Here is a 13886-nt window from a genome sequence, read left to right as displayed (position 1 = left end):
TTTCACAGTATTAAGTACTATGCTAAAATACGTAATTCAGAGAGACAATTCCGTAATAATTTATAGGTAATCCGGGATAATAAAATCTTGGTTGCGCATTTCCAATTCCAGTCGCATTCGTCAAAATCATCGAAGCGTATTTTTCATTCGCGACATTATTGATTCCGGCATCTAAATGGGCTTTTAAATTTGACAGAATCTCAAATTGATAACCTGTTTTTAAATTCAATAAGGAATAAGAATCGGAGAAATTGGCGTTTGAATCATTCATCGGAATTTTATCTGTAAACTGGAAATCGGCCGCAAAATAAAATCCTGAATTCGTGTTTAAATTAAAGCCAGCGCTTGCGGTATTGGCTGGAACTCCCGTTAATTTATTTCCGGAATAATCATTTCCGTTATCGACGAAATCTTTAAATTCATAATTCCCGATTGATGTTCCTATATAAGAATTCAAATTGAAAATTCGATTAATGGGCCAATTGTGGTTTAAGGCAATTTCGATTCCTTCATGAAACGTTTTTCCAGCATTTACACCTTCGTATTGATCGTCTCCGATTCTTTTGGCAACCAATAAATCTTTAATTTCCATTCGGTAAACCGCAATTTCGGCATATAATTTTTTGCTGAAAAGATGCAGTTTGCTTCCCAATTCAAAATTATAACCCGTTTCTGGTTTTATGTTTTGATTGATATTTCCTGTGCTCGTTAAAGTTTCTTCGGTTGCTGGAAGAGAAAATCCTCGGCTTGCAGAAAAATAAAAAGTCTGAATTTCATTTGGCTTGAACAAAAAAGAAAGTTGCGGCGAAAAAATGCCATCATAACTATAATGTTCCGTCGGATTATTCGCGGAAGCGGGAAAATCATTTTGAAGTTCAAATTTGGTTTTGTTGTAATTTAAACCTGCTTGAATTTCAAATCGATCAGAAAGCAACGTTCTGATTTGCGAAAAAATATTGTAAAAATGTCTTTTCTGATTGGTCGCTGTAAGCTGATCACCTTGCAAACTTCCGTTTCCATTATTTTGTAGATATAAATTTTGAAATGTATTGCCGCTGTAATTATCTCTGAAATACTCCAATCCAGCAATAAATTGATTATTGATTTTTCCGATTTTAAAATCTCCAGAAAACTGCGTTCTTGCGCCCGAAGCAAAAGTATATTGACGTAAAATATCGAATGGGCGCGGTTCGTTGCTGTCTTTATAATTAATGAAAATCGAAGTCGAATTATTCAAATGATCATTAATTTCAAAATCATATGCCAGTCCGCCCAAAGTCGATTTATATTCTTTAAAACCTTGTGAAGCAACCCAAGTCGGCGCGCCAGCCTGCGGATTATTTTCGAAAGTCGTTTTGTTGATCGAACTCGGAATATACGCTTTCACATAAGTGTAATTCGAAAAGTAAGTCAGTTTGCTATTTTTCTTTCGGAACAATTCTCCGCCCAAAGTAATTCCTTCTCGATTGTAAGCGCTGTTTTGACGCCAACCCTTTGTTTTTAAATTGTGATAACTCAGATTTAGAGAAGCGTTTTTTTCATTCAAATCAAAACTGATTCTATTTTTCAATAATCCGTAAGAACCAAAAACCGAACCGACTTCAGCTTGATAATTTTCTTTTGAAGATTGAGGCGCAATTAAAATCGCACCGCCCAATCCAGCGCCGTAAACACTCGAAAGTGGTCCTTTTATAATTTCAACTTGATTGATATTTTGAAGGTCGATATCGTCAATTACGGTTTCGCTGTTCCCAGAAGTTAGCGGAATGCTTCCGTAAAAAGCTCGAATTTTATTCGTTCCATACGGAGTTCTCGCACCAATGCCTCGAATCGAAATTCGGGTTGTCGTAATATTGGAAGATTGCATAAAAACACCAGGAATGGTATTGATGACATTACTAATATCAGTAGTATTATTTCGAAGTAATTCTTTTTCGGATAAAATGCCAATTGAAGCGGGACTATTTTGCAAATCACGATTAATATGAAGCGGACTTATTAAAACTTCGTTCAATTTTTGAGTTTTAATTGAGTCAATATTTTGGACTTCTTTTTCTTGTGCAGTTAGATTTTGAAAAACAATGAATGCAAAAAGAAGAAGAAAATATTTTTTGAAAAGCATAAAATTTAAATAGCGATTTTGGATTTTGAATTTTTTCTCAGCAGATGTGCTGTTGGAATTTATTTTTAACACATAGAAACATAGTATTGATTGAGGCAAAAAAGGCGTTTCACTAATTTAAATTCGCATATTGAACTATGCGAAAAAACGAGATTTTTTAATAACATCTTTTTAAACAATCCCGCAGTTTAGGGACTATGTTTCTATGTGTTTAAAATTTTCTTTATGTTTTTTAAGAACTAGTTTTGGTAATTGCTACCGTCCTTAGGGATTGGGATGAAAATTTGGAATTTATTTATTAGCAGTGATCTTCCAAATGGTATTGCCACTATCGTCGTTTACTAAAAGCGATCCATCATTCATTACCGTTACAGCGACTGGACGTCCGTAAACTTCTGCTTTATTTTCATCAGAAATAAAACCGGTTAAAAAATCTTCTGGTTTTCCTGATGGTTTTCCGTCTTTAAAAGGAACAAATAAAACTTTGTAACCCGAAATTTTAGAACGGTTCCAAGAACCATGTTGACCAATAAAAGCACCATTTTTATATTTTGCAGGAAAAGCATCTTTTGTATAAAAAGCCAATCCTAAGGAAGCGGTGTGGGCACCGACAGGAACATCTGGAACAATTGTTTTTTCGACCAAATCTTTTCTTTCGCCTTTCATTCTTGGGTCAGGAATACTTCCAAAATAAGAATAAGGCCATCCGTAAAAACCATCCTTTTTTACGCTTGTTATATAGTCGGGAACTAAGTCATCTCCCAATTCGTCACGTTCGTTTACCGCAGTCCATAATTCTTTGTTTACTGGATTCCAATCCATTCCTACAGGATTTCGCAGTCCGGACGCGAAGATTTTTTCACCAGTTCCGTCAGGATTAATTTCTAGAATTGCGGCGCGACGCACTTCTTTGTCCATTCCGTTTTCTCCATTATTACTTCCAGAACCGACAGAAACATAGATTTTGCTTCCGTTTTGATTGGCTAATAAATTTCTTGTCCAGTGATTGTTATAGCCGCCCGCAGGAAGTTCTAGGATTTTTTCTCCTTTAGTTTCCAGTTTTAACGGATTGTTTTTATAGGGATAACGGTATAGTCCGTCGGTATTGGCAATGTAGAAAAAGTCTTTGAGAACCAACATGCCGAAAGGTTTGTTTAGTCCAGAAATGAAAACTTGGCGGGTTTCAAATTTTCCATCTTTATCTTTATCTCTTAATACTGTAATTTGATTTTTACTGCTGCGAGTTCCGCTTTCGACCACAAAAATGTCTTGGTTGGGAGCAATATATGTCCAACGCGGATTCTCAAATCCGTCTGCAAACTTAGTAACTGTAAAACCTTGAGGTGCTTTTGGCGCTTTGCCCGTAGGCCAACCAATCACCTTACTATTGTTGGTTTTAGATTCCGTTGCGTAGGGAGCCGGGAGGGTAATTTCGCCAATGGCAGTTTTTACTACATTTCCTGGCTGTTTGGCTAAGGCTTCCTTTTCTTCTTTTTTTACTTGTCCATTGCAGGCAGTTAGTAAGGCTAATAATGGTATAGAAAGTAGGGTTATGGATTTTTTCATTGATGTTTCGGAGTTAAATAATTATATCACAACAATTTACTGAAAAATCAGACAGTGTTATAAAATAATTTGTAAACATTAACTGATATTTAACATTCTAAAAAAATATCTCGAATACAGTTTGTTTTGATAGAAGCTGTTAAGTTCTAATTCTTTATCTTTGTCCATTATTTTAAAAAGAAAAATAATGATACAACTTCACGATAAACAATTTGTTCCGTTTATTTCGGCTAAAGAAATTGATTTTGCTTTGACTAAACTGGTTACTCAAGTAGAAGACGATTTTGGAGATGATACGCCAATTTTTATTGGAGTTTTGAACGGTGCCTTTATGGTGGTGTCAGATTTTTTGAAAAAATATAAAAAACCATGTGAAGTTTCATTCATTAAAATGGCTTCATATGAAGGAACAGAAAGTACCGAATCGGTTAAAGAATTAATTGGTATCAGTCATGATCTTACAGGAAGGACAGTAATCGTGATCGAAGATATCGTAGATACCGGAAATACTGTAGAAGAATTGAAGCACTTGTTTAAAGCGCAAAATGTAAAGCATTTTAAAATTGCAACCTTGTTCTTTAAACCAGAAGCGTATAAAAAAGATATTAAAATCGATTATATCGGAATCCGTATTCCGAATAAATTTATTGTAGGTTACGGTTTAGACTATGATGGGTTAGGACGAAACCTTACGGAAGTTTACAAATTGGCAGAATAACAAAACACAACTATATATTCATTTAAAGACTTCTGAAAGACAGAAGTAACAACACTTATTTCAATTATGATTAACATCGTTTTATTTGGAAAGCCTGGTGCAGGAAAAGGAACTCAGGCAGAATTTTTAAAAGAAAAATATAATTTAACACACCTTTCAACAGGGGATATTTTTCGTTTCAATTTAAAAAATGATACTGAACTAGGGAAAAAAGCAAGAGTTTTTATGGACAATGGAGAATTAGTTCCTTGCGAAGTAACAACTGCAATGTTAATTGATGAGGTAAAAAAACACCCAGATACAGCAGGATTTTTGTTCGACGGTTATCCAAGAACAATCAATCAAGCTGAGGCTTTAGATCAATTTTTGCCAACAATCGGATCTAGCGTAACAGCAACAATTGCTTTAGAAGCTGATGACGAAATTTTGGTAAAGCGTCTATTAGAAAGAGGAAAAACAAGCGGAAGAGTTGACGATCAAGACGAAGAAAAAATTCGTGTAAGATACCAAGAGTACAATGAGAAAACAGCTCCTCTTATTGGATATTATAAAGAACAAGGTAAGTTTCATGCTGTAGATGGTATTGGAACTATCGAACAAATTACAGAGCGATTAACGTCAGTTATAGATAATTTGTAGAAGCTTATTCCAGCTGCACGTTTCATTCCGATTTATCGGGAACGCAAAGAACTATTTTTCTAACCATAAAACTAGCTTCTTAAGATGTTTTAAGAATCACTGTCTTAAGGTTAGAAAAATTAGTTTTTTAAGTAACAGCTAAAAATCACGATTACGAATTACTATTAACGAGACCATTTTATAACGAATCCACTATCAATTGGAAATACTAATTATATTTTTTCTAATTCTATTAAACGGAGTTTTCTCCATGTCTGAAATTGCTTTGATTTCTGCCCGTAAAAACAGGCTTGAAACCGCTGCAAAAAAAGGAAATAAAAGTGCTAAAACAGCACTCGATTTAGCCAATTCCCCAAATAAGTTTTTATCTACAGTACAAATCGGAATTACTTTAATCGGAATTTTGACGGGTATTTATTCTGGTGACAAAATTACTGCCGATGTAGAACTATTTGTCGCAGGTTTTGCAGCTTTAAAACCTTATGCACATTCAATTGCAGTGGGAATTGTAGTTGTAGTTTTAACTTTCTTCTCATTGGTTCTAGGAGAATTGCTTCCAAAACGAATCGGATTAAATTATCCAGAGGCAATTGCAAAAATGGTTGCAATGCCAATGAAGGTGATTTCGATTATTACGGCACCCTTTATTTGGTTATTGACTTCTTCAACAGATTTTTTATTGAATGTTTTTCAAATAAAACCAACTGCTGACGGAAAAGTTACGGAGGAAGAAATTAAAGCCATTATTAAAGAAGGAACAGAAGTAGGAGAAGTTCAAGAAATTGAACAAGATATTGTGGAGCGTGTGTTCCATATTGGAGACAGAAAAGTAAATTCTTTAATGACACACCGCAAGTCGGTTGACATGCTGCCGTTAAAAGCCAATAAAGAAAAAATAAAAGAATTGGTTGTTCAGGATCTTCATGCCGTTTATCCTGTTTACAATGACAATTACGACGATATTGTAGGTGTGGTAACACTTAAAAATATTTTTGCCAATATCGAAAATGATAATTTCGATTTGAATTCAATATTATCTGACGCACCTTATTTGATGGAACAGACTACAGCTTATAAAGCTTTAGAAAATTTCAAAAAAACAGGTGTTCATTATGCTTTAGTTTCAGATGAATATGGTGTTTTTCAAGGTATGATTACATTGAATGACATTTTAGAGGCTTTGGTAGGTGATGCGGCGGAATTCTATAAAGATGAATTCCAACTTATAGAAAGAGAAGATGGTTCGTGGTTGGTTGACGGGCATTATTCGTTGCACGACTTCTTGACGTATTTTGAGTTGGACGAATTAACCAACGATTACGAAGTAAATACCGTAAGTGGAATGATTATGACCGAGCTTTCTCATATTCCAAAAGAAGGAGAGAAATTGGTTTGGCAGAAATTCGTTCTTGAGGTTATTGACATGGACGGTGTTAAGATTGACAAAGTGCTTGTAAGAGCATTAAAAGAGTAGAGAAATTTGTTTCAAGTTTAATGTTTCAAGTTTCAAGTTAGCAGCAATGTCAGTAAACTTGAAACGTGAAACCTGAAATTTGGAACTACAGATAAACAAAAACAATGACAGAAGGGAATTTTGTAGATTACGTTAAGATATATGTTTCTTCCGGAAAAGGAGGAAAAGGTTCTACGCATTTACATAGAGAGAAATTTATTGAAAAAGGTGGTCCAGACGGTGGAGACGGTGGCCGTGGAGGACATGTGTATTTAGTTGGAAATAAAGGACTCTGGACATTATTTCATTTAAAGTTTGCGCGTCACATTAAAGCAGGTCACGGTGGAGATGGAGGTTCTGATAGAAGCACAGGAGCAGACGGAGAAGATAAAATTATTGAAGTGCCACTGGGAACTGTTGTAAAAGACAAAGAAACTGGTGAAACACTTTTTGAAGTTACAGAACACGGAGAAAAAAAGATTCTGGCAAAAGGAGGAAAGGGAGGTTTAGGGAACTGGCATTTTAGAAGTTCTACCAACCAAACACCTCGTTACGCACAACCAGGTTTGCCTGGAATAGAAATGGATGTGATTCTGGAACTTAAAGTTTTGGCCGATGTTGGCCTAGTTGGTTTTCCGAATGCTGGAAAATCTACTTTATTGTCTGTATTGACTTCGGCAAAGCCAAAAATTGCAGATTATCCGTTTACGACTTTAAAACCAAACTTAGGAATTGTTGCGTATAGAGACTTTCAGTCTTTTGTAATTGCCGATATTCCTGGAATTATTGAAGGAGCTGCTGAAGGAAAAGGTCTTGGACATTATTTCTTGCGTCATATCGAGCGTAACTCTACATTATTGTTTTTGATTCCTGTTGATACAGCAGACATCAAAGCAGAATATGATATTTTGGTAAACGAATTAACAAAGTATAATCCTGAAATGCTGGATAAAGAACGTCTTGTCGTAATTTCAAAATGCGATATGCTGGATGATGAATTGAAAGCTGAATTGAAAGCAGAGCTAGATGTTTCTTTCAAAGGTGTTCCTTATATGTTTATTTCATCTGTTGCGCAACAAGGTCTAACAGATTTGAAAGACAGACTTTGGAAAATGCTTAACGAATAAAATTTTAAGCTTCTAAGTTACTAAGTTCAAAGAAAAACTTAGACTTTTAGAAACTTAGCAGTGTAGTAACTTACAAACCAAAAAGGTGTTCAATTTTGAACACCTTTTTTTTGTTTGAAAGAATGTTAAATTCGTAATAAACCGCTGGAAATCTCTTGTCAAATTTAATTTTAGGTTTCTGTAAGATGAAATAATTGTCAAAATGGCTTATATTCGCATCACTTAAACAAAATAACATGAAAAAAGTAATTTTATTCTTGACCATGTGCCTTATGGCTTTCCCGATGAGAGCTGATGAAGGGATGTGGTTTTTGATGTTTATCGAAAGATTGAACCATAGAGATATGGAAAAAATGGGCTTGCAATTGACAGCTGAAGAAATTTACAGTATTAACCATCACAGTTTAAAAGATGCAATTGTACAATTTAACGGAGGATGTACAGCTGAAATTGTTTCTAAAAGCGGCTTGGTCTTAACAAACCACCACTGTGGTTACAATGCAATTGCTGAACTTTCAACAGCTGAGCAAAACTATTTGAAAGATGGTTTCTGGGCAAAAGACAAAAGTGCCGAAATGAAGCCAAAATCATTATACGTTCGTTTCTTCGTGCGTATGGATGATGTTTCGAAAAGAATTTTGTCAAAAGTAAATGATACAATGACAGAAACAGAAAGAAACAAAGTTATTCAGCAAGAAATTGCTTTAATCGAAAAAGAAAATAGTGAGAACGGAAAATACACTGTTTCTGTTCGTCCTTTCTTTCAAGGAAATGAATATTACTATTTCGTTTACCAAGATTACACAGACGTTCGTTTAGTGGGAACTCCTCCTGAAAGCGTTGGTAAATTTGGTGGAGATACAGACAACTGGGAGTGGCCACGTCAAACTGGAGATTTCTCTATGTTTAGAGTTTATGCAGATAAAGATGGAAATCCTGCTGCATATTCTAAAGACAATGTGCCATTGCAACCAAAGCACTATTTGCCAGTAAGTTTAAAAGGCGTAAAAGAAAATGATTTTGCCATGATCTTAGGTTATCCAGGTAGAACAAACCGTTGGATGCCAGCAGGCGGAATCGAGCAAAACATTAAATATGCTTATCCTGCTTGGGTTGAAGGTGCAAAAACAGGAATGGACGTTATGAAAAAGTATATGGATAAAGATGCAACTGTTCGTTTACAGTACGCTTCTAAATATGCTTCGACAGCAAATTACTGGAAAAACCGTCAAGGTATGATCGACGCTTTAACAAAAGCTGGAACTGTAGATACAAAAGCAGAACAAGAAGATAAATTCTACGAGTGGGCAAGCAAACCCGCTAACAAAGAAAAATATGAGAATGTAATTCCTACTATTAACGATTATTACAGAGAAACAAACTTAAAAGCACGTCATGATAATTATTTGATGCAGCTTTTACGTACTTCAAGTTATGCAACTGGACCAGCTAATTTAGGAAATGCATTAATAGCTTATTACAAAGAAAATGATGCTAAAAAAGCTGAAATGCTTCCTAAAATCAATGCTATGGTTGAGTCAATCTATGGTGAGTTTAATGCTCCTTTAGAAAAAGAGATCTTTGCAGCGCAATTGAATTTATACGCTTCTAAAGGTGCAGAGTACGGAATTGCTCCAGAAGTTGCAAAAATGAAAACAGCTAACAATGGCGATTTTACTGCAGATGTAGCAAAAGCAACAGAGATTAGTTATTTTACAAATAAAGAAAAAGTAGTAGCATTTTTGGCTGATCCAAAACCATTGGCAATTGTACACGATCCGTTGTATATTATTTCTAACGATTTATTGACAAAATACCGTTCTAAAACAGACGACCAAGCAAAAGCTGATGACGGTTTTGCAACTGCTTACCGTAAATTGGTAGAAGGTTTAAGAGAGTCTAAATTGAACGCAATTCAATATCCAGATGCAAACTCTACGTTGAGGTTGACTTACGGAAAAGTTCGCGCTTTACCTGCAGATCCTCGTAACGATGCTAAAATTAATAACTATACTACAATGGAAAGTATGGTTAAAAAATACAAAGCAGGAGATCAGGAATTTGACTTGCCAGCTCGTTTATTAGAATTAAACAAGAAAAAAGATTACGGACAATATGCTGATAAAGCAGGATATATGCCAGTAAACTTCTTAACTGATAACGATATTACAGGTGGAAATTCTGGTTCGCCAGTTCTTAACGGAAAAGGAGAATTAATCGGTATTGCTTTTGACGGAAATATCGAAGCTATGGCAGGAGACGTAATTTTCGATTCTAAATTACAAAGAACTATTAACGTAGATATTCGTTATGTACTTTGGATTATCGACAAATACGCTGGTGCTAAAAACATTATCGATGAATTGACGATTGCTAAATAATCTCAAGTTTAGATAAAAGTAAACCCGACAGTTTTAAACTGTCGGGTTTTTTTATGCTTAATTGTAGTTATAATGGATGTCATCCTGAGCGAAGTCGAAGGCTTTTAAGTCCGGAAGTGCTTAGACTTCGCTCAGCCTGACAAAAGGTTTTTCTTTTTTTTGGAATTTGAAATTTCAAAATTGGAATTTAATTTACCTTTACCCGAATCCCCTTTGTATGACTCGCAAATTCTGGTGCATACATACTTTGAATTGTTGTGATTCCGTTTGAGAATTCTCCGCTGTTATTTGCTCGAATATCATATTCTAAAACGTAAGTTCCTTTGTTTATTTTATCGAAAAAGAAATGTGTTGCGGCATCTTTTGTGCTCATATAATATCCTAATCGATCTTTGTATTGATATTGCGAAAGTACATTTACAGGTTCAAAACAAGAAGCGCGCATATCTTTTAAATGAATATATTCTGTGTCTTCTTTAGAATTGATAATTAATCTAATCGTAACTAAATCTCCTGTTTTTAAAGGATTTTTGCTTGTAATTCTTTCTAAAGTTTCTCCTTTTACAGTGCTTTTCTTTAAATACAATTCTTTTGAAACCGATAAAACAGAACCTGAATTGTTTTTAATTTTATCTAAATCTTCAAAATACTGCCAATACACACCGCCAAAACCTGGAACTTTAGATTTGTTTTGAATTTTAATCGAAGCCATTTCTTTCTTTACTTCTTCAGCTTTCCAATTTAATTTGATGTAACCTGTTTCGGCTTCTTTTTCGTTTTCTGACATTTTTTTGGTTATGATTTTTTCATCTCCCAATTTAATTACAGTATTATCTTTCACAGAAAGCCAATCTGTTCCTTGCATTAGTAATGCATAAATGGCTTCGGTTGTTGATTTTGTTGTGGGCCAGTTCTTAGTTTGTTTGTTTTTCAATAACCAAACCTTCATCGCGTCTACAGATTTAGTATCGTTCGTTATTTCGGCGAAAGCCTCAATCAATAATGCCTGAGTTTCTATTGGCGCTTGATACCAAAACCAACCTGGCTTATTGGCAAGCCAATACATTCCCCAATCTTCGTTATTTGAGGCAGTCTCTTTTAAACTTTCAATGATTTTTTTAGCGCTTTCTTTTTCTCCAAAACGATTTAAAGTCAAAGCTGCTAAACCTTTTTCATAAATAGAATAATTCAGCCAGTCTTTTTTGGCAGTTTCCAAATACAGTTTTGTTGCTTTTTTTAAAGTGTCTGAAAGAGGATGTTTTTCTAAATAAAAACTTCTTGTATATAGATAATGAAGATCAGAATACGGATTAATCCAAATTAACTTATGGGTTGCTTTTAAATTTTTTGTTCTTGTTTTATAATATTCTAAAAACTTATTGTCTAAGAATGGAATTCCAGTTTTGGAAATTTCATCGATTTTAGAAACACTGTCTTTACTTAGTTTTTGTAAATGACCTAAACCAGCCAGAATGTGTCTTGTGATATATTCGCTTTCATCGTTTCCGTCAAACCAACCGAAACCTCCAGATGGTTTTTGTTTTTGTTTTAACTTGTCAAAAGTAGCTTCTTGAGAAGTTTTCATTTTTTCTAAATCGAATAAAAGAGCCATATTTTTTTTCTTTTCATCTTCACTTTGAGCATCATTTAGCCAAGGTGTTTCGGCTAAGATTAATGATTTCAGTTCTTCGTTTTCTTCCAATTTAGAATTTGGTTTTCCACTTTTTCTCCAATTTTCAAAAACAGTCGCAATCTTCGGATTGTTCGAAATAATTTCTGAAGCCAAAGCATTCGCATAATAACGTGCGAAAGTTTGTTCGGCACATTCGTGTTCGTATTCCATTAAATAAGGCAATGATTGAACGGCAATCCAAGTTGGATTAGAAGTATATTCCAGTGTGAATTGATGATTTTTTAAAGTATTTGAATTATTGTTTTTTAAATTATCAAAAGTGTATTCTTTAGTTGAATTCTCACGAACCCAAACAGGGATACTTTCTGTAACGAGCATATTGTTGGTTAAAACAGGAAGAATGTTTTCTTCTCCATCTGAGAAATTACCCGATTTGGCTACGATTTTATATTGAACACCTTGCAATCCTTCTGGAATTGCAATAGTCCAATTTGTAGTTGTGTTTCCGAAAGCTGGAATTGTGAAGTTTTTAATGTTTTTCGCATTCAGCATTTTAGCATCGATTGGCTGCATCGTTTCAGCATCAAAAAACTGTAGGCTTGCAATTCCTGTTTTCGCTTCAGCGGTAACATTTGAAATTTTAGCGCTAATTACAATAGTATCTTTTTCTCTAAAAAATCTTGGAAAATTCGGTAAAACCATTAATTCTTTTTGAGTGATAACGCTTTTTTCTAAATAACCCGAAACTGCATCTTTATTATGAGCCAATAAGCGCAATTTCCAAGCGGTTAAAGTTTCAGGAGAAGTAAAATTGAAACTTACTTTTCCTTTTGCATCCGTTTTTAAATGTGGATAAAAGAAAGCAGTTTCAGAAAGATTTTTTCTTGCTTTTACTTGTGTTAGTTCTTCCATTGCTTTTTTTGAAGTTACAATGATAACACCGTTTGCGGCTCTGCTTCCGTACAAAGCTTTTGCTTCATTTTCCTTTATCACAGACATATTCAAAATGTCATTGGGATTTAAATTGGAAATAACACTATCGGTTACAATTTTTCCATCTAATATAAATAATGGTTTTGCGTTTGGCGCTGAAGCCATTCCCCGAATCATTATTTTTGAGTCACTTATACTTACGCCAGAGACTTTTCCGTTTAAAACATCTTCTATACCTGCTGTATTATATACACTATTGTCTTCCTGTACAACCATGTAATTTGCTGCTGCTGATAAAGATCGTTTCTTTTGAGAAGTGCCATAAGCCGTAACAACGACCTCTTTTAAGTTTGAAGAATTTTCTTCTTGCAATACGACATCAATTGTTTTGCTCTTTGAAACTTTAACAATTTTACTTTTAAAACCAACTAAAGAAACAACAAGTTCTTCATTTTCACTCGCTTCAATTTCGTAATATCCTTCAAAATTCGTTGTTGTAATTCTTTGAGTTCCTTTAACTGTAATAGATGTCCCTGGCAATTCGAGATTATACTGATCTAATACAATACCAGAAATCATTTTAGCATTTAAAGGTTTTTTTGCTTTTTTGGTTAATTGTCGTTGGTATTCTCTTTGGAGATAGAGTGCATTGTAATTTTGATTGTTGAAATCAAAACCAAACCATATAAGTTTAATATTTTCATTTTTAATCTCAATATTTTTTTGGGGAGCATTTAAGTTATTAATGTAACTGTAGATTCTTTCATTTCCTAAAACAGATTTATGGTTTCTAGAAATATTGTATTGCCTATTATATAAAGTTTCCCAGTTTTTTGTAGTAAATTGATCTAAAGAGCTGTCATACATTGAAGCCAAAACTTCAGCTTCATTTTTGGTTGATATTCCAGTCAATCTAAACGACCAATTTTCATTTTCTCCGGGCTGTATTTTACTTCTAAAAGTTTCTACATTAAATTTTAATTCTGGTGCTTTTGTTTTTAGAAAAACAACCATCGTATTGTCAAATTTCTCGTTTTCAAATACAGTTATAAAATCGACAGAGATTGCTTTTTCAAATTCTTTTTTTATAGGAATTTTAATTGTGGTTTCGTGGTTTTCAATATGATATGTGTTTTCTGAAAATACTTCCCCATCAAAATTTGCAGTTACAGTTAAATAAAGATCAGGAATAACAGATTTAAATTTTATTAAAGCAAAACCATCTTTTGCCGCATCAGAATTTATTTGTTCCATTGTGCATAAACGGCTATTATCGAATTTATCTTTGCTTTGGATAAGTTTAAAGTTGGAAAT

The 13886-nt window shown here is 34.1% G+C and carries 8 protein-coding genes; 5 read left to right on the top strand and 3 right to left on the bottom strand.

Annotated features, from left to right (window positions below):
* Window positions 1-22: 22 nt before the first annotated feature.
* Both ABTV69_RS02110 and ABTV69_RS02105 read right to left on the bottom strand, forming a co-directional pair.
* Window positions 23-2014: a TonB-dependent receptor gene (locus tag ABTV69_RS02110; protein WP_433833821.1), complete on the bottom strand. Its 1992-nt coding sequence runs from the start codon at window positions 2012-2014 to the stop codon at window positions 23-25.
* Between the two features lie 399 nt (window positions 2015-2413).
* Window positions 2414-3688 carry a PQQ-dependent sugar dehydrogenase gene (locus ABTV69_RS02105; RefSeq protein WP_433833819.1) on the bottom strand — a complete coding sequence of 425 codons (1275 nt, stop codon included), beginning with the start codon at window positions 3686-3688 and terminating at the stop codon, window positions 2414-2416.
* Between the two features lie 187 nt (window positions 3689-3875).
* Here ABTV69_RS02105 and hpt point away from each other — a divergent pair, with 187 nt between their 5' ends.
* From hpt to ABTV69_RS02080, 5 genes are all read left to right on the top strand, one after another.
* Complete coding sequence (gene hpt, locus ABTV69_RS02100; protein WP_433833817.1) at window positions 3876-4406, top strand: hypoxanthine phosphoribosyltransferase; 531 nt, start codon at window positions 3876-3878, stop codon at window positions 4404-4406.
* 66 nt (window positions 4407-4472) lie between these two features.
* A complete protein-coding gene (locus tag ABTV69_RS02095) occupies window positions 4473-5045 on the top strand; it encodes an adenylate kinase (RefSeq protein WP_433833815.1) in 573 nt (190 codons plus the stop codon).
* A 199-nt stretch (window positions 5046-5244) separates the two neighbouring features.
* Window positions 5245-6519 carry a hemolysin family protein gene (locus tag ABTV69_RS02090; RefSeq protein ID WP_433833813.1) on the top strand — a complete coding sequence of 425 codons (1275 nt, stop codon included), beginning with the start codon at window positions 5245-5247 and terminating at the stop codon, window positions 6517-6519.
* A 104-nt stretch (window positions 6520-6623) separates the two neighbouring features.
* Window positions 6624-7625 (top strand): GTPase ObgE, encoded by a 1002-nt coding sequence (gene obgE / locus ABTV69_RS02085; RefSeq protein WP_433833811.1) that lies wholly within the window; start codon window positions 6624-6626, stop codon window positions 7623-7625.
* 236 nt (window positions 7626-7861) lie between these two features.
* Complete coding sequence (locus tag ABTV69_RS02080; RefSeq protein WP_433833809.1) at window positions 7862-10006, top strand: S46 family peptidase; 2145 nt, start codon at window positions 7862-7864, stop codon at window positions 10004-10006.
* 187 nt (window positions 10007-10193) lie between these two features.
* Here ABTV69_RS02080 and ABTV69_RS02075 read toward each other — a convergent pair whose 3' ends face one another.
* Window positions 10194-13826: an alpha-2-macroglobulin family protein gene (locus tag ABTV69_RS02075; protein WP_433833807.1), complete on the bottom strand. Its 3633-nt coding sequence runs from the start codon at window positions 13824-13826 to the stop codon at window positions 10194-10196.
* Between the last annotated feature and the right edge of the window lie 60 nt (window positions 13827-13886).

Origin of the sequence: Flavobacterium anhuiense (genome assembly GCF_050990855.1) — a bacterium.
In the GTDB taxonomy this organism is placed as follows: domain Bacteria; phylum Bacteroidota; class Bacteroidia; order Flavobacteriales; family Flavobacteriaceae; genus Flavobacterium; species Flavobacterium anhuiense_C.
Note: the sequence above shows the minus strand (reverse complement) of the source record. Positions and strands in the feature narration are given on the sequence as shown.

Coding starts and splice junctions, on each gene's coding strand:
- ABTV69_RS02105 (WP_433833819.1), bottom strand. CDS start 3,688: ATGAAAAAATCCATAACCCTACTTTCTATACCATTATTAGCCTTACTA.
- hpt (WP_433833817.1), top strand. CDS start 3,876: ATGATACAACTTCACGATAAACAATTTGTTCCGTTTATTTCGGCTAAA.
- ABTV69_RS02095 (WP_433833815.1), top strand. CDS start 4,473: ATGATTAACATCGTTTTATTTGGAAAGCCTGGTGCAGGAAAAGGAACT.
- obgE (WP_433833811.1), top strand. CDS start 6,624: ATGACAGAAGGGAATTTTGTAGATTACGTTAAGATATATGTTTCTTCC.
- ABTV69_RS02080 (WP_433833809.1), top strand. CDS start 7,862: ATGAAAAAAGTAATTTTATTCTTGACCATGTGCCTTATGGCTTTCCCG.
- ABTV69_RS02075 (WP_433833807.1), bottom strand. CDS start 13,826: ATGGAACAAATAAATTCTGATGCGGCAAAAGATGGTTTTGCTTTAATA.